This window comes from Pseudoalteromonas sp. HL-AS1, assembly GCF_031198785.1.
Lineage (GTDB): Bacteria > Pseudomonadota > Gammaproteobacteria > Enterobacterales > Alteromonadaceae > Pseudoalteromonas > Pseudoalteromonas distincta.
Genome location: NZ_CP133569.1, coordinates 3,522,487 through 3,538,310 on the forward strand (window position 1 = coordinate 3,522,487; position 15,824 = coordinate 3,538,310).

19 protein-coding genes and 1 pseudogene are annotated in these 15,824 nt (G+C 40.6%); 13 read left to right on the forward strand and 7 right to left on the reverse strand.

The window, feature by feature from the left end; genetic code table 11:
• Positions 1-19: 19 nt before the first annotated feature.
• Positions 20-676: an alpha/beta hydrolase gene (locus RB214_RS16350; RefSeq protein WP_182733921.1), complete on the reverse strand. Its 657-nt coding sequence runs from the start codon at positions 674-676 to the stop codon at positions 20-22.
• On the reverse strand, positions 673-996 hold the full coding sequence (gene cyaY, locus RB214_RS16355) for an iron donor protein CyaY (RefSeq protein ID WP_002960979.1): 324 nt from the start codon (positions 994-996) through the stop codon (positions 673-675). Before cyaY ends, RB214_RS16350 begins: the two co-directional genes overlap by 4 nt.
• A 341-nt stretch (positions 997-1,337) precedes the next feature.
• Here cyaY and RB214_RS16360 point away from each other — a divergent pair, with 341 nt between their 5' ends.
• The 8 genes from RB214_RS16360 (at position 1,338) to RB214_RS16395 (ending at position 7,456) form a co-directional block, all read left to right on the forward strand.
• Positions 1,338-1,532, forward strand: a complete 195-nt coding sequence (locus RB214_RS16360) for a lipoprotein (protein WP_024605935.1) — start codon at positions 1,338-1,340, stop codon at positions 1,530-1,532.
• Positions 1,533-2,786, forward strand: coding sequence for a diaminopimelate decarboxylase (gene lysA, locus RB214_RS16365; RefSeq protein WP_024605936.1), 1,254 nt, complete (start codon positions 1,533-1,535; stop codon positions 2,784-2,786).
• A 64-nt stretch (positions 2,787-2,850) separates the two neighbouring features.
• Positions 2,851-3,681 (forward strand): diaminopimelate epimerase, encoded by an 831-nt coding sequence (gene dapF / locus RB214_RS16370; protein ID WP_007580548.1) that lies wholly within the window; start codon positions 2,851-2,853, stop codon positions 3,679-3,681.
• Positions 3,678-4,289, forward strand: a complete 612-nt coding sequence (locus RB214_RS16375; RefSeq protein WP_024605937.1) for a DUF484 family protein — start codon at positions 3,678-3,680, stop codon at positions 4,287-4,289. The genes dapF and RB214_RS16375 overlap by 4 nt, the downstream gene beginning before the upstream one ends.
• A complete protein-coding gene (locus tag RB214_RS16380) occupies positions 4,286-5,230 on the forward strand; it encodes a tyrosine recombinase XerC (RefSeq protein ID WP_024605938.1) in 945 nt (314 codons plus the stop codon). The genes RB214_RS16375 and RB214_RS16380 overlap by 4 nt, the downstream gene beginning before the upstream one ends.
• Positions 5,231-5,238: 8 nt before the next feature.
• Positions 5,239-5,946: an HAD-IA family hydrolase gene (locus RB214_RS16385; protein ID WP_309167815.1), complete on the forward strand. Its 708-nt coding sequence runs from the start codon at positions 5,239-5,241 to the stop codon at positions 5,944-5,946.
• Positions 5,947-5,974: 28 nt separating this feature from the next.
• Positions 5,975-7,078 carry a retroviral-like aspartic protease family protein gene (locus RB214_RS16390; protein ID WP_309167816.1) on the forward strand — a complete coding sequence of 368 codons (1,104 nt, stop codon included), beginning with the start codon at positions 5,975-5,977 and terminating at the stop codon, positions 7,076-7,078.
• 21 nt (positions 7,079-7,099) lie between these two features.
• Positions 7,100-7,456, forward strand: a complete 357-nt coding sequence (locus tag RB214_RS16395; protein ID WP_002960998.1) for a HopJ type III effector protein — start codon at positions 7,100-7,102, stop codon at positions 7,454-7,456.
• A gap of 10 nt (positions 7,457-7,466) precedes the next feature.
• Here RB214_RS16395 and RB214_RS16400 read toward each other — a convergent pair whose 3' ends face one another.
• Positions 7,467-7,874, reverse strand: coding sequence for a GNAT family N-acetyltransferase (locus tag RB214_RS16400; protein WP_309167817.1), 408 nt, complete (start codon positions 7,872-7,874; stop codon positions 7,467-7,469).
• 355 nt (positions 7,875-8,229) lie between these two features.
• On the opposite strand from RB214_RS16400, the gene RB214_RS16405 reads away from it, so the two are divergent.
• The gene (locus tag RB214_RS16405; protein ID WP_309167389.1) at positions 8,230-9,267 is read left to right on the forward strand and encodes an IS110 family transposase; all 1,038 of its coding nucleotides are present in this window, start codon (positions 8,230-8,232) and stop codon (positions 9,265-9,267) included.
• Between the two features lie 230 nt (positions 9,268-9,497).
• Here the strand turns inward: RB214_RS16405 and RB214_RS16410 are convergent, their stop codons facing one another.
• Entirely contained in the window at positions 9,498-9,803 is a 306-nt protein-coding gene (locus tag RB214_RS16410) for a DUF6482 family protein (protein ID WP_002961002.1), read from the reverse strand.
• An 89-nt stretch (positions 9,804-9,892) separates the two neighbouring features.
• On the opposite strand from RB214_RS16410, the gene RB214_RS16415 reads away from it, so the two are divergent.
• From RB214_RS16415 to RB214_RS16425, 3 genes and pseudogenes are all read left to right on the forward strand, one after another.
• Positions 9,893-10,585, forward strand: coding sequence for a pseudouridine synthase (locus RB214_RS16415; protein WP_309167818.1), 693 nt, complete (start codon positions 9,893-9,895; stop codon positions 10,583-10,585).
• Positions 10,586-10,686: 101 nt separating this feature from the next.
• Positions 10,687-11,061 carry a BlaI/MecI/CopY family transcriptional regulator gene (locus RB214_RS16420; protein WP_007580531.1) on the forward strand — a complete coding sequence of 125 codons (375 nt, stop codon included), beginning with the start codon at positions 10,687-10,689 and terminating at the stop codon, positions 11,059-11,061.
• A 9-nt stretch (positions 11,062-11,070) separates the two neighbouring features.
• Positions 11,071-12,279: pseudogene (locus tag RB214_RS16425) on the forward strand (TonB family protein).
• 73 nt (positions 12,280-12,352) lie between these two features.
• Here RB214_RS16425 and RB214_RS16430 read toward each other — a convergent pair.
• Positions 12,353-12,736, reverse strand: a complete 384-nt coding sequence (locus RB214_RS16430; RefSeq protein WP_165743255.1) for an MAPEG family protein — start codon at positions 12,734-12,736, stop codon at positions 12,353-12,355.
• A 239-nt stretch (positions 12,737-12,975) separates the two neighbouring features.
• Between RB214_RS16430 and RB214_RS16435 the strand changes: the two genes are divergently transcribed.
• Positions 12,976-13,854, forward strand: a complete 879-nt coding sequence (locus RB214_RS16435) for an EamA family transporter (protein WP_375144348.1) — start codon at positions 12,976-12,978, stop codon at positions 13,852-13,854.
• A gap of 66 nt (positions 13,855-13,920) precedes the next feature.
• Here RB214_RS16435 and RB214_RS16440 read toward each other — a convergent pair whose 3' ends face one another.
• Together RB214_RS16440 and RB214_RS16445 are read right to left on the reverse strand one after the other, a co-directional pair.
• Positions 13,921-14,238 carry a multidrug efflux SMR transporter gene (locus RB214_RS16440; protein ID WP_002962354.1) on the reverse strand — a complete coding sequence of 106 codons (318 nt, stop codon included), beginning with the start codon at positions 14,236-14,238 and terminating at the stop codon, positions 13,921-13,923.
• A complete protein-coding gene (locus RB214_RS16445) occupies positions 14,238-15,770 on the reverse strand; it encodes a bifunctional GNAT family N-acetyltransferase/carbon-nitrogen hydrolase family protein (RefSeq protein WP_024595458.1) in 1,533 nt (510 codons plus the stop codon). The genes RB214_RS16440 and RB214_RS16445 overlap by 1 nt, the downstream gene beginning before the upstream one ends.
• Between the last annotated feature and the right edge of the window lie 54 nt (positions 15,771-15,824).

Below are 15,824 nucleotides of genomic sequence, written 5' to 3' on the forward strand. Positions count from 1 at the left end.
GACCTCAGCGGTTCCAAAATTAGCTTAAACGAGCAATTAACCATTGGCGAATAGCTTGCAATTCTTCTGCGCAAACTTGGTGAGCCATTGGGTATTCTTGCCAGCTTACATCCATGTTATGTGCTGTTAATACTTCAAACGCACTTCTTCCCGCACTATGCGGTACAACGTTATCTTGGCTACCATGAGCCATAAATACGTTTAAATCAGTATGTTTTGCTTCATCAGCAAATTTGTGTGGCACACACATATAAGTAGAAAGCGCCATAACACCCCCAAGCTTTTGCTCAAAGCGCGGTGCTAAATGCAGAGACACAACACCACCTTGAGAAAAACCAGCTAAAATAATTTTATTAGCAGGTATGCCATTAGCAATTTCTTTATTAATTAACTCTTCTACCTTTGCAGCAGAATCTCTTACGCCTTGTTCATCGGCACGCTTATCTAATTCTATAGACTTAATATCGTACCAAGAGCGCATTTCCATACCACCATTTATGGTGACCGGTTGCACTGGCGCATGCGGAAAAATAAACCGTATACCAAGCTCGCTTGGTAAATTTAGCTGCGGGGCTACTGGCGCAAAACCATCCCCAGAGTCACCTAAACCATGTAACCAAATAACCGTTGCTTTGTGTTCACTCTGGGCTGCATATTCTACAAATTCTAAACTCATAGTGATGATTGCCACTTAACTTCTTGGCCTGCTTGGCGAGTTGAGGCTTCATTTATAAACGCCCAAAATTCAGCGCCAGAGCGGTTATCAATCCATAACCCATCACGCATTTCAAAATGATGTCCGTTAAACTTAGTCGCAACCCATACTTGATGAAGAGGTGCTTGCTTATTGATCACTATTTTACTTTTATCAGGAAAAATAATTTCTAAAATACCTTGTGCCGATTCATAATCTAAATCAGCTTCGCAATCATCAACCTGCTCTTCAATAGTGAACATAAGAGCTTCGGCTAATTGGTGATATTCGTGTTCAGTCATTGTTATTTCCTTTGCAGGCGAGCCGCCTAATATTGGGTACGTTTTAGCTTTAAATTAGCTTTAAAAATGTGCAGCTAGGGCCTGTTAACCTTTCAGGATTGAAATTTGTTCTATCTAGGGGCGATTTAATCGCGGCGCGAGGTTTGTAACCTAGTGGACTAAGTTAAAACCGAGCAACAAAGAGCAAATCGTTCCTAGGGCGAACCCAACGGGCAGCGCAAATTCAACCTCGAGAGATAAACAAGCCTTAGTGTAACAGGAATAAAATCATCCGCGAATAGCTGCATTTTTTAGATATTCTGTTACTCTGCGATTATAAAGCCAGCAACCGTATTAATCTAATGAAAGCGACACATACCTTACAATTAAAAAGACTATTAATAAGCACTGTACTGTTAAGCGCCTTAGCTGGCTGCGGACAAAGCGGTCCGTTATATTTACCAGAGCAAAAAACAGAGCAAAACCAACCTCAAAATACAGCTAAACCAGCCACTACCGCTGAGCAAGCTAAAACATCGCAAAGTCAGGAGCAATAAATGGATTATTTTAACTACAAAAACAACCAATTATTTGCCGAAGACGTCAGCGTAGCAAGCATAGCGCAGCAATACGGCACGCCGTGTTATGTATACTCGCGTGCTACATTTGAGCGCCATTACTTAGCATTTGCTAACGCCACTAAAAATCATAAAAGCTTGGTATGTTACGCTGTAAAAGCAAACTCAAATATTGCCGTACTTAATATATTAGCGCGCTTAGGATCAGGTTTCGATATTGTATCTAAAGGCGAACTAGCGCGTGTAATTAAAGCGGGAGGGGATGCCTCTAAAGTGGTTTTTTCAGGCGTGGCTAAAACGTCTGACGAAATAGCTTACGCATTAAAACTGGGCATTAAATGTTTTAATGTAGAGTCGGCGTCTGAGCTTGAGCGTATTTCTGAAGTGGCTTGTGAGCTAAATCTAGAAGCGCCTATCTCTATTCGCGTAAACCCCGATATAGATGCAAAAACACATCCGTATATTTCTACCGGTTTAAAAGAAAATAAATTTGGTATTGATATACAAACTGCGCTGAGTGTTTATCAACAAGCAGCGGCTTTACCTGGTTTAAAAGTAATTGGTGTCGATTGCCATATTGGCTCTCAATTAACGCAAGTTAGACCTTTTTTAGAAGCCCTTGATAAATTAATGGCGCTTATTGATGAGCTAAAAACCAACGGTATTGAGCTAACTCACTTAGACATTGGTGGCGGTTTAGGCGTGCCATACGACAACGAGCAACCACCACACCCAAGTGAATATGCAGCGCAAGTTACCGAACGCTTAGCTAACTACAAACATCTTGAACTTATTTTTGAACCAGGGCGCGCTATTGCAGCTAACGCAGGTATTTTGGTCACTCAAGTTGAATTTATTAAACAAAACCAAGACAAGTTTTTTGCAATTGTAGATGCTGGTATGAACGATATGCTTCGCCCTGCGCTTTATCAAGCGTGGCAAAAAATTATTCCGGTATCCGTTCGCGACGACGAAACACCTACTCACAACTTTGATATTGTGGGTCCGGTGTGCGAAACCGGCGACTTTTTAGGAAAAGACCGCGATCTAGCGCTTAAACAAGGCGATTTACTTGCACAACGAAGTGCGGGTGCATATGGCTTTACAATGAGCTCAAACTACAACTCGCGCCCGCGTGTTGCAGAAATTATGGTAGATGGTCAGCAGCATCATCTTATTCGTGAACGCGAAACTATTGAAAGCCTTTATCAGGGTGAGAAAGTTTTACCATAAACGTTTTTGTCTACTAGCTGCTCTGTGGCATGATTAGCACAGAGCAAAACCGAATTAGAGCGCTATGTTAGTTAATTTTTCCAAAATGCACGGCTTAGGCAACGACTTTGTTGTGATTGATAACATTACACAAAATGTTTTTTTGTCGCGAGATCAAATCAAAAAACTGGCAGATCGCCATTTTGGCATTGGCTTTGACCAATTGCTGATGGTTGAAGCGCCGTACTCTCCTGATCTCGACTTTCATTATCGAATATTTAATGCCGATGGTACCGAAGTAGAACAATGCGGTAACGGCGCACGCTGTTTTGCCCGCTTTGTACGTATGAAGGGCCTTACTAACAAGCATAAAATTACTGTGTCGACCAAGTCGGGCAACTTAACGCTCTACATAGAAAAAGACGGTCAAGTAACGGTTAACATGGGTCATCCAAATTTTGAGCCAAGTAAAATCCCTTTAAAAGCGAGCAAGCGTGAGCTTACTTATATTATTAGAACCGAAGAACACACTGTATTTAGTGGCGCGGTATCTATGGGTAACCCGCATTGCGTGCTAGAAGTTGACGACGTAACCACCGCGCAAGTTGATATATTGGGTCCATTACTTGAAAACCACGAACGTTTTCCGCAAAAAGCGAACATTGGCTTTATGCAAGTTGTATCGCATGAACACATTAAATTAAGAGTGTGGGAGCGCGGCGTTAACGAAACCCTAGCCTGTGGCACAGGTGCGTGTGCAGCAATGGTGATTGGTCATATGCAAAATAAGTTATCAACAACTGTTCAAGTAGATTTACCAGGCGGTAGCTTACAAGTACGTTGGAGTGGCGAAGGTCACCCAGTACGCATGACTGGCCCCGCAGAGCATGTGTTCGACGGGCAAGTAGCGCTATGAGCGAGCTAAGTAAAGAACAGGTTATTGATTACTTACATCAACATCCTGACTTTTTAGTTCATCACCCCGAGCTACTCGCACAACTTGAGCTGCAACAGCAAGCTCAAGGTGCAACGTCGCTGGTACATATTCAGCAACGCCAATTACGCGAGCACAACACGCTTTTAAAAAGCCAAATAGACGCCATGAGCAAGCATGCAACGCAAAACGAGCTTGTATATCGTTTGTTTAGCCAGTGCCATCGCCAGCTTTGGAATCATGACGATTTTGACACTCTTGCAAATAACCTACGCAATATAATCTGCTCAAGTGAAGATGTTAACGACTGCAAATTAGTAAAATATAACCCCGAGTACGACGAGCTTATTGCGCATCGCCTTACCCATTCAGGGCATTATTTAGGGCGAATTAATAAACAAGAGCGCGAACAATTATTTAGTGAAGATACACAATCCGTCGCTATTTATTTAATTGGCGACACCAAGCACCCTATCGCTATTTTGGCGTTTGGTAGCAGTAACGTAAACCATTTTGAGCCCGCTCAAGATAATCTTTTTGTACTCGACTTTATAAACGCATTACATCTGCGGTTACAAAAACTAGCATGAGTGACGATGCGCCTAATACCACTGAGTTAAGCGACAACTGGCGCGCACCCATAACGCTATTTAGCGATTATTTAAAGTTTGAAAAACAATATTCAGCGCACACAGTTAACCAATACGTAAGCCAACTTGGCTTTGCTGCCCTTTATTTTAGCAAATTGTGTGACGACTGGTTTGGCGTGCAAGGCGAGCATATTCGCCGCTACAGCATGGCGCTGCGCTCAAAACAATTAAGTGGCCGTACAATTAGCTTAAAGCTCAGTTGTATTCGCAGCTTGTATAAGTTTTTAAAAGCAAAAAATATTGCCGAGCAATCGCACTACCATAATCCGGCAATAGGTATAAAAGGCCCTAAGTTTGCGAAGCCTCTACCTAAAAATCTCGATGTAGATCAAATGGCACGCTTACTCGAAATACCCGACGACGAACCTCTCGCAATTAGAGATAAAGCGATGATGGAGTTGATGTATTCATCAGGGCTGCGTATAAGCGAGTTAGTTGGCGCTAACATGCAAGATATTAGCGCTGCCAATGGCGAAATTTTAGTGCGTGGTAAAGGCAATAAAGAGCGGTTAATTCCGGTTGGTAAAAAAGCGTTAGACGCACTAAAAAAATGGCTCACAATACGCCCTCAGTTTGCAAAGCCCGATCAAACAGCCGTATTTTTAAGTAGCCAAAAAAATCGTATTTCAATTCGCCAAGTGCGTCTGCGTATGCAAGAGTGGGGAATAAAACAAGGCATTAGCTCGCAGGTTCACCCGCATAAGTTACGCCACTCGTTTGCGTCACATATTTTAGAATCATCTGGTGATTTACGCGCCGTGCAAGAGTTACTAGGGCACAGTAGTTTGTCGGCTACACAAGTGTATACGCATTTAGATTTTCAACATTTAGCCAAGGTGTACGACAATACCCATCCTCGCGCAAAAAAACGAACTGATTAGGAAGTAATATGATCCGATTTAATCGTGCTATTAAGCCATTTTCTGTCATGAGCTTTGATTTAGACGACACGCTATACAGCAACCATCCTATTATAAAAGCAGCCGTTAAAGCGCAGCAAAATTATTTAAACGCGCTCCCGAGCTACTTAGCCCAAGGCCCAAAATACTGGCAACAATGCCGCAATGAGGCCGTATTAAAGTTACCTGAACTTGCTGATAACGTCACTAAATGGCGCCAACATACACTGCGCTTAGCCCTCTCTAAACTAGATTTGAACGAGCAAGAGGTAGAGCATCATGCCGATGCTGCCTATAACGCCTTTGCCAATGCGCGCAGTAAAATAGTGGTAACCGACGACGTACTAAAGCTGCTAGATAACTTAGCCCAGCACTTTACGCTGGTTGCTATAACTAATGGTAATGTTGAAATTGAACGCTTTAACTTACACGATAAATTTGAGCTTGTATTACAAGCCGGTATGCACGGTAAAGCAAAACCTCACAGCACCTTATTTGATAAAGCCGCCGAGCACTTAAACGTTGCTAAAAGTGAAATTTTACACATTGGCGATAGCCTAGATACCGACGTACAAGGCGCAAATAATGCCGGTTGCCAATCGGTATGGTTAAACGATCAAGGCGCCAATTATGCTTATAAAGGGCTGGCTGATATTGAAATAGCCAATATTCATGCCTTAACGCACTTTATTAAATAATACCAATTGCATTAAATAAGAGGTCACAATGAGCCACTATACCAAGCTAATTACCTTGCTATTAATTGGCTCACTTAGCCTTAACGCTTATTTATTGTGGCCGCAGCCCGCGCCAACCAAAGTACAAAAAACGCAAGGTGCTGAAAAAAGCATATCGCCTAAACAACAAAATACGCTATTAAATACGGCAAAGCAGCAGTTTAAAAAACACCAATTTGAAGCCGCACTTAGTAGCTATCAACAACTCAAAAACAGCAATCCAGAAATCGCAAAAAACCTTTATTCATCGTGGCTAGTGCAGCTTAAAACATGGCTAAATAGCAATTTATTACTCAGCGAATCATTTCTCAATGCGCTATTAAATAACAGCCCTTATAACGTAGAGTTACTTAATTTACAGGTTGAGTATTTAATAAATAGCGAGCAAACACAAAATGCCATTATTGCTTTATTTGAGCTTAATTCATTACAACCTGCTGATCAGCAAAGTAATGTAAATACGCGTTTAAATACGCTCACTCAAAACGAATTACACACATTAACTGAGCAACAAAATTGGCAAGCTATTATTGAGCAAACACAAATTTGGCTTGATTATAAAAGCGATAACGCGCAGTTTTTATATCCGCTTGCGTATGCCTACTATCAGCAAGGCGATTTAATTAGCGCACAAGCAACCCTTGATCGAATGCCAAACCAGCACAATCTAAAAAGCCAAGTGCAAACACTGCAAGCGATGATCAATAAAGCACAATCGCAAGACGACTTTGTTGCTTTAACGCCTTACGGCGCGCATTACTTAATAAACACCGAAATAAATAATAACCTATCAACCGAACTAATGATTGATACAGGCGCAAGCGTAACCTCACTACCTACAAGTATAATTGAGCAAATTTCGCCACAGCCTTTATATTTAGGCGATGTAACGGTAAATACAGCAAATGGTCAAATTGTTGTAAAGCGTTATCAAATTGAATCGTTTAAAGTGGGCTCGCAAATTATTTACGGCTTTGAAGTGCTAAGCATTGAAAACACCCGTGGGCAAGGTTTGCTAGGAATGAACTTTTTATCGCGATTTAAATTCAATATAAATCAGCAAACAGATGAGCTAGAGTTGAGCGCTAAATAATTAAAAACCCAAAGGTAACACATGACACTAAATAACTATTTAAAAGCACTTGCTGAAAACCCAAAAAGCATTCAATTTACCGATACAATGGCCGTGATAGAAGCAAATTACGACTTTACTGCATGTGGCTTTAATAACCATGGATTACTTAGCGCTGCGAGTGAGAACAACGGCTCGTGTAAAATTTTTGCGTTTGCTAAATTAAACGATTTAAGTAAACAAAATACGTTGGATTGTTTTGGTAAGTTTTACCGAGAAGACGTGCTGCAAAACCCTAAAGGGGATGATCATATGAACATTCGCACGTTTATGTTAGCACCAGAGGCAACACCTTTTTTAGGTATTACCTTTGAAGGCGAGCCACTAAAAGCAAAATAGCCAGCAAAAATTAAAGTGGTTTTTCCATAAAGTAACGCGTACCTGAGCGTGGGTAATTATTAAGTTGATACTTAACACTATAACCGCGCTTTTCATAAAAGGGTTTTGCTTGAAAATCAAGTGTATCAAGCTGAGCAGTTGTAGCACCTAGCTCAATAGCTGCTTGTTCAAGTGCCGTTAGCAGTTTATCTGCAAGCCCTTTACCTCGCGCACTATCGCTACACCAAAGCCAACTAATCATCAGCCAGTTTCCAAACACACACCCACTAATACCGGCAACAAGCTCGCCCTGCTCATCAGTAAATTTATAGGCTAATGGCACTCTTTGCACATCAAAATGCTCGGCGTTAAATTCAACCATTTGTGCGCGAAGCGCTGAGTTTAACGCATCGGTATTATCTACTTTTAATTGATACATTTATCGCCCTTAAAAAGCGGATATTAGGGCCTGTTTATCTTTCGAGGTTAAATTTGCAGCAGTATGTTTGGTATTTAGGCAAGGCAGAGCCTATGTAGTGTGGTTATTCCCCATAAATAGGCAATAACGTAGCACAAATGCCAAACATACGCTGCCCGAAGGGTTCTGCCTAGGGGCAATTTACTCTTTGTTGCTCGGTTTTTACTTAGCCCACTAGGTCACAAACCTCGCGCCGCGATTAAATAGCCCCTAGATTGAACAAATTTTAATCCTGAAAGGTCAACAGATGTATGGACTCCCACTTCCCTCAGGAGTAACGTAATAAGCGACCAAACTTTTACCAAGGAGCCCATACATGTTTGATTGTAATGTAATCGCAATTGATTTAGCAAAAAATTTATTCCAGGTCTGCAAAACAGATAAAAATGGAAACGTTATTTATAACAAAGCAATCACAAGAGCTAAACTTAAAGAGTTGTTAATTAAAGAGAAGCAATCTTTAGTTGCTATGGAGTCGTGTGGCGGAACACATTATTGGGCACGCTTTGCTAAACAAGCTGGTCATCAAGTAAAAGCAATTAATGCACGACAAGTAAAAGCATTTCGTCAAGGACAAAAAACAGATGCTAATGATGCACTGGCTATTTCTGTTGCCGCTCGTCAGCCTCATATTAAAGAAAGCCGATTACTTTCAGTGCAGGACCAATGCCTGCAAGGCATTGAATGTATGCGTGATTTATTGGTCAAACAAAAAGTAAGTTTAAGTAATCAACTCAGAGGCTTGCTTTTGGAGTTAGGGTACCCAATAGCTCAAGGTGATACCCCATTAATTCACGCTATACCAGAGATACTAGAAGACGCAGAAAATAGTTTAACATCCTCATTTCGCTTTTCAATTCACCTCCTTTTTCAACGCTTTAAGGAGACAATTGAAGAAGCAAAGCTGATTGAAAAACAACTGCATGAAATAGTTAAAGAAGATAAAGCCTGCAATCGCTTACAAGCCTTAGAGGGAGTCGGCCCAGTCTGTGCAATCTTGATAAAAATAGCGCTAGGTAATGCGACACATTTCAAAAGTGGTCGAGAAGCCGCCGCTTGCTTTGGTCTAACACCTGTACAACATAGCAGTGGTGGTAAAGAAAAAATAGGCTCGATATCTAAAGTGATAGGAAATAAGAAGCTGCGAAGTGCTTTGTTTAAAGGTGCATTAGCTGTTGTTTCCCAACTAGAAAAAAGAGAAAGTCGCAGTGAAAAAGATGTATGGTTAAAAGCATTAACCGCGCGTCGAGGAAAGAAAGTCGCAGCAATTGCTTTAGCGAATAAAACGATAAGAACGGCTTTTGCAATGCAAAAGCATAATAAAGAATACCAGCCACAATTACTTGCGGCTTAAAATTTGTCAATAAGAGCGCTTAAAATAGGTAAGACCAACCTTCAATAGACTGTTAGGGTCTGAAGTTTCATAAACTGCTCAACAGAATAGTCATGAAGGTGCGAATACATAAGAGGCCAGAGGTAGCCCCTCATTTGAGCCCGTATATAAGCTAGCATCTAAATTTATTTTAACTTTTTCTTTTTGACATTTACGGGGAGTCCATATAAGGCCCTAGCAAACTAGTGCTATCAATAAAGATTATTTTTACCGTAAGGTACTTCAAGCATATTGCTGCTGGTTTTATCCGGCTGACCGCACATTTCGTCGTAAGCGCTTGTTTGCCTTAACATCATCTGTGCGTACGCTATTTTTTCAAAACGTTTTTGTACATGCAGTGGGCTGAGTGCTCTTAAAAACTCACCGCTGTCTTCTGTTACATAATATTCAACGTTATTAATCATTACTGATACTTGATAAAGCGCCATATCTAAAGAGTGAACAATAACTTTTTGTAGCGGTTCGTGCTTTTTTAACTGTGAAAATTTAATACCCATCATGTTTACCTTTTTATATTTAGCATTATCGATACGCAGCTTTGCTATAATCGCGATCAAATTTTTATTAGCCGCTGGCGTCACACGTTATGATCACAAAAATTCGACTCGCTAAATATATTGCCCATGCAGGTATTTGCTCTCGTAAACAGGCATCGCGTTTAATTGATGAAGGTGTGGTGACTGTAAATAATCGCCCAGCAAATCATATAGATCACGTTGATGAGCAAGACACAATAATAGTGAACGAAAAAGAAATTAAAGGTGCTGCCGATTTAGTTTATTTTGCGTACCACAAACCAGTAGGTATTGACTGTAAATTAAATATTGATGACCCTGCCAGCCTTATTCACCATTTGCCCACACTCACCCGTGTTTACCCTATTGGTCGATTAGATAAAGACTCTCGCGGTTTGCTTATTTTGACCAACGATGGGGATTTTTGTAATCAACTAATACATCCTGACTTCCACCAGCCTAAACATTATTTAGTCACCGTAAATAAGCCTTTAGACGATGATTTTTGTAAAAAAATGGCAGCAGGCGTACCCGTTGATAAACACATAACCCTGCCTTGTGAGGTAAATAAAATAGCCAGTAATCAGTTTAGTATTGTTTTAAAACAAGGGCTAAACAGACAAATACGTAAAATGGCGCATTACTACGGATACAAAGTAATTGACTTATTTAGAGTGCAATTTAGTGACCTCACCCTTTCAAAGCTAAACCTACCTGAAAACCAATATATACAAATTAATAAAAACGATATTTCAAAAATCTAATACCAAGTCACTTAACTATATCTCAAAAAGTTAAAAATAAACTTGCAAAAATAGATTACAGGTGTAGCCTTAAATTAAAGATTACACTTGTAGGCAATAGCATGATTGAGTTATCAAAAGCAGAGTTTGACGTGCTCGACGCACTTTGGATTAACTACCCCGCCACCGCGAGCCAAATAATTGAGCGCTTAAGCGACGATAAGCAATGGCACGAAAAAACCATTAAAACCCTACTAGGCCGACTAGTAAAAAAAGGCGCACTTACATTTGAAAAAGAAGGTCGCCAGTATATTTATATGCCGTGTATGGAGCGCGCCGACTACACCCTAAAAGAAAGCCAAAACTTTATTGAGCGCTTTTTTAGTGGACGTATTGCGCCACTTGTAAGCGGTTTTGCTAAATCGGAGCAGCTTTCTCAGCAAGATATAAACGAGCTTAAAAAAGTTATAGATGACTGGGAAAAAAACCAAAAGTAAGGGATTAACATGGTTATTCAAACTGGTTTTAATTGGTTGATTGAGCAGCAATTACTATTAAGTATTTTGTTTTGTGGATTTATTTTACTTGAGCTATTTGCTTTAAAAGCCCTTGGCTAGCGGTTTGTATATAAATTAGCATGGCTATTACCTGCGGCATTGGTGATTGCTAATTTACCAAATGCGATTAAACCACTGCAAAATAGCAATATTAGCCGTTACTTAATCACCCCTAACCAGCCTTTTACACATGAAATGGGTATTAGCTGGGCGCTCATGTATGTACTTATTACCGCAGGGTTATTAATAGCTAGTTTTATTACACATACCCGTTTTGTTAAAAGCCCGCAGTTAACTGAGTTAACACAATTTGAAGGTACTCTTGCCACTGGTGTTAATGCCTATACCAGCCAACATGTAGCCACGCCAATGGTGGTCGGTATTTTAAACAGCAAGCTGGTGTTACCGAGTAACTACAATACCCAGTTTGATAAAGCCACATTAGCGCTTATTTTAGAGCACGAAAACGTACACATAAAACGCAAAGACAACCTAACAAACGCACTTATATTACTACCTACTATTTTACTTTGGTTTAACCCACTAGCTTGGGTTTGTTACGCAAGCATGCGCCGTCTACAAGAGCTGACTTGTGATGAACGGGTACTTAGCAATAAAACCACACAACAACACATTTTATATAGCAAAGCCTTAATAAACTGCGCGGCAAATACGCCCACAGGGCTTATGGCTTATTCACACTACGGAGATAAAAAAACCATGTTACAACGACTTACTAATATAAAACACAGCGGGGAGCGTTCAAAGTTTGCTAAAGGTGGCTTATTGCTTGTAGCAGCAAGTATGCTAAGCGGATTAGCGATTGCAAAGCAACCAGAGGCAATGACTAAAGAGGATCACATTTCACCAACAATACGCATTGAACCTGCTTACCCAATACAAGCAGCTCAACAAGGGATCAGCGGCTCTGTTGTATTAAAATACGATATTGCAGCAAACGGTAAAACAAAAAACATTAGTGTTATTCAATCTAAACCTAAAAATACTTTTGATAAATCAGCGAAAGAAGCGCTAGCAAAATGGAAATATAAAGCATCAGATTCAGGTTTTGAAGATGTACTTGTACAACTAGATTTTGCGATTAACAGTGAAGTGGCGCCTACCGATTTAATTGAGCGAATTAAAGTATCGCATTAACGCCACGAGTTGTTCAAGACTACAAAGCAAGCGCCCTTTTAGGCTGCTTGCTTTGTGGTTTTACGCTATAAACCTACAAACTCAGCACAATCATGGCAATGGCTGTACCCAAACCAATAAACCACACTAATGAGCGAATTATATCTAGGTTCATATAGTAAAATACGCAATACAAAATACGCGACACAATATGCGTAACCGCTAGCGTTTCGGTCACTGCACCTACAGAGTTAGTGCCCAGTACAACTGCAATAGCGACAGCAAAAACAGCAAGCGATTCAAAACAGTTTTGATGAGCAGCGAGCGCCCGTGCACCAAAGCCGGTTAATTTTGTTTGTTGCGCCCTTGGGTGTTTATTGTCGTATCGACCCAATTTTGCCATTGCTATAGCAACCGGCACTTTTGCAAAGTAAGGCATTAATACCGCAAGTAATGCACATACAACTAATGTTGTCATAATTTATCCTTTTGATGTTTCGGATAATTTAGCATAAGCGTAATAAAAAAGCCGCCAGATACGTTTTATGACAAACTCTGGCGGCTAACAATAACATCAGACCTACTATAGCTAAATTTATCCTCAAACCCATGCGACATAATGTCGCAGATGATGAATATTCAACATCATAGTTAATGCATCGCTTTACTTCACAAAGCTTGTTAACTTTACTGCCTTACATTTTAACGATGACGACCATGACCTGGATATTTTTCACTTTTTTAGCCGCCTTCATGCAAGCATGGCGTAATGCCCTGCAAAGTAAATTAAGTAACGATGTGAGTGTTGCTGGCGTAACACTCTCTCGCTTTATTATTGCAAGCCCTATTGCTGGCGTGTATTTATATGGTTTGTATCAATATCAAGATACCGCCATGCCTACGTTTAATAATGCCTTTTGGGGATTTATTGTAGGCGCAAGTGTGATGCAAATACTTGCCACTGGTTTAATGGTTAAGTTATTTAAAATGAATAATTACGCTGTAGGTGCTGGTCTTGCCAAAAGCGAGGCGTTAGTAGCTGCTATTTTAGGTGTATTATTTTTTGGCTCGGCACTTTCTTTGCTCGGTTGGCTTGGTGTGTTTTTTGGCGCTATTGCCGTATTGCTACTCAGCGGCATAACAAGCGTTAAACACTTTAATGCTAAAACAGCATTACTAGGACTGGCTTGTGGTACTTGCTTTGCACTTACATCGCTGTGGGTACGAGAAGCGAGCTTAAATTCAGGATTATTATTTCCTCACTCAGCAGCTTGGGTTTTGCTGTTTGTAATTAGCTTACAAACACTAATACTACTGGGCTATTTATTATTAAAAGAGCCGCAAACACTTAGTAAACTGTGGCAATACAAAGGTACTACAGCCGCAATTAGTGTTTTTAGTTGTGTCGGTTCTATTGGCTGGTTTAGTGCAATGAGCTTACACCACGTTGCTTACGTTAAAACACTTGGACAGGTTGAAGTGTTTTTTACCATGCTAATTGCCGTTCTTTGGTTAAAGCAGCCACTTAAGAAACAAGATACAGCAGGCTTAATACTCATAGCCATTGCCGCTGTTTTGGTTATGTTGCCGAATTAAGGGCATAAAAAAGCGCAGGCTTTTATACCTGCGCTGTTATAGTTTTTATAGCTTTAAGAACTGGTTCTAAGAGCTGATTTTTAGTGTTATCACACCACTAATAATCATTAATACTCCCGCAATACGACCAAATGTAGCGGCATCGTTATAAAACAATATACCCACTAAAAATGTACCGGCGGCGCCAATACCTGTCCATACGGCGTATGAGGTGCCCATTGATATTTGCCTTTGTGCAAGCCACAACATAAAACCACTAGCGACTAAAAATACCACCGCTATTGCTATACCTTGCCAGCGAGTATCAGCGTTTTGCGAAATTTTTAAGCCAATCGGCCAGCCAATTTCAAGTAACCCAGCAATAATTAAGTACACCCACGCCATTAAACGTCTCTCTTTTTAACAATCACTTCGTATAAATCTTCGCGGCGATCTTTTAAATTACGCACTGTGCCTTCGCTGTGAAGTATTTTAAGCTTATCCATATCAAGGTCACTAAATAGCAGCATTTCGGTGTTTGGTGTGGCTTCGTTAAGTGTTGCATCGTGCGGGAACGAAAAGTCCGATGGCGTTAATACCGCCGATTGTGAGTACTGCACATCAAGGCTTTCTACCTCTGGTAAATTACCTACTGAGCCTGCAATAACCACATAACATTCGTTTTCTATTGCACGCGCTTGTGCACAGTGGCGCACACGTAAATAACTGTTTTTAGTATCAGTCCAAAATGGCACAAACAGAATATCTAACCCTTGTTTGGCCAATATGCGTGAAAGCTCAGGAAACTCTACATCGTAACAAATTTGAATACCCACACGACCGGCATCGGTATCAAACACGGCAATTTTATCGCCGCCTTGAATAACCCAATCGTTTTGCTCATGCGGGGTTATGTGTATTTTACGTTGCTCGTCTATCTTACCGCTACGATGGCATAGGTAACTTACGTTATAAATTTTATCATCTTCGGCAAGTGGCATAGAGCCGGTAATAATATTAGCGTTGTATTCTATTGCCATACGCGACATGGCGTTTTTAAACGTTTCGGTATATTCCGCTAAATAACGAATCGCTTCCGTTTGGTTGCTTTGATTTCCTAAGCCCATTAGTGGCGCATTAAAAAACTCAGGGAATAGTATAAAGTCACTTTTGTAGTCAGATACGGTATCTACAAAGTATTCAACCTGCTTTAGCATTTCTTCAACCGATTCAACACAACGCATTTGCCATTGCACAGCACCTACTCGCACGATTGATTTAGTTGACTCAAGTACTGTGTCGGTTGGCTCATACATGATGTTATTCCACTCAAGTAAAGTGGCGTAACCAACGGACTCTTGATCCTCCGGTAAATACTTTTTAAGTAAGCGTTTTACCTGAAAATCGTTAGATAACTGAAAGCTCAAAATAGGATCGTATAATTCTTTTTGATCTACTTTTGCAATGTATTCCATTGGCGTCATTTCACTGCTGTGATTGTAATAACGCGGAATACGCCCACCTGCTAAAATAGCACGTAAGTTATATTGGCGGCACAATTCTTTACGGGCATCATAAAGGCGACGACCTAAACGCATGCCTCTGTGACTTTCGCTAATAGCAACATCTAAGCCGTATAGCGCATCGCCGTCGGTATCGCTAAATACACGGTCGTGACCGTCTGCAATATCTTCGTATGTATGCGGGTTTGAAAAACGCGTGTAATCAACCTGCACGCTTAATGCTAAGCCCACCAGCACGCCGTCATCTACAATACCTATTTGCCCTTCAGGAAATTGGTCTATTAATCTAAAAATGGTATGACTTGGCCACGCACCGCCTAAGTCGGGATACGCTTGATCCATCAAGGTTTTAATTTGCGGATATTGCTCTCTGGTTAAGTTACAAATTTCAAGATGGGTTTTTTCTGCCGACATACACAACTCCTTTGGGCATAAGAAAATAAAAGCCGAATGTACGTTAAAGTACAC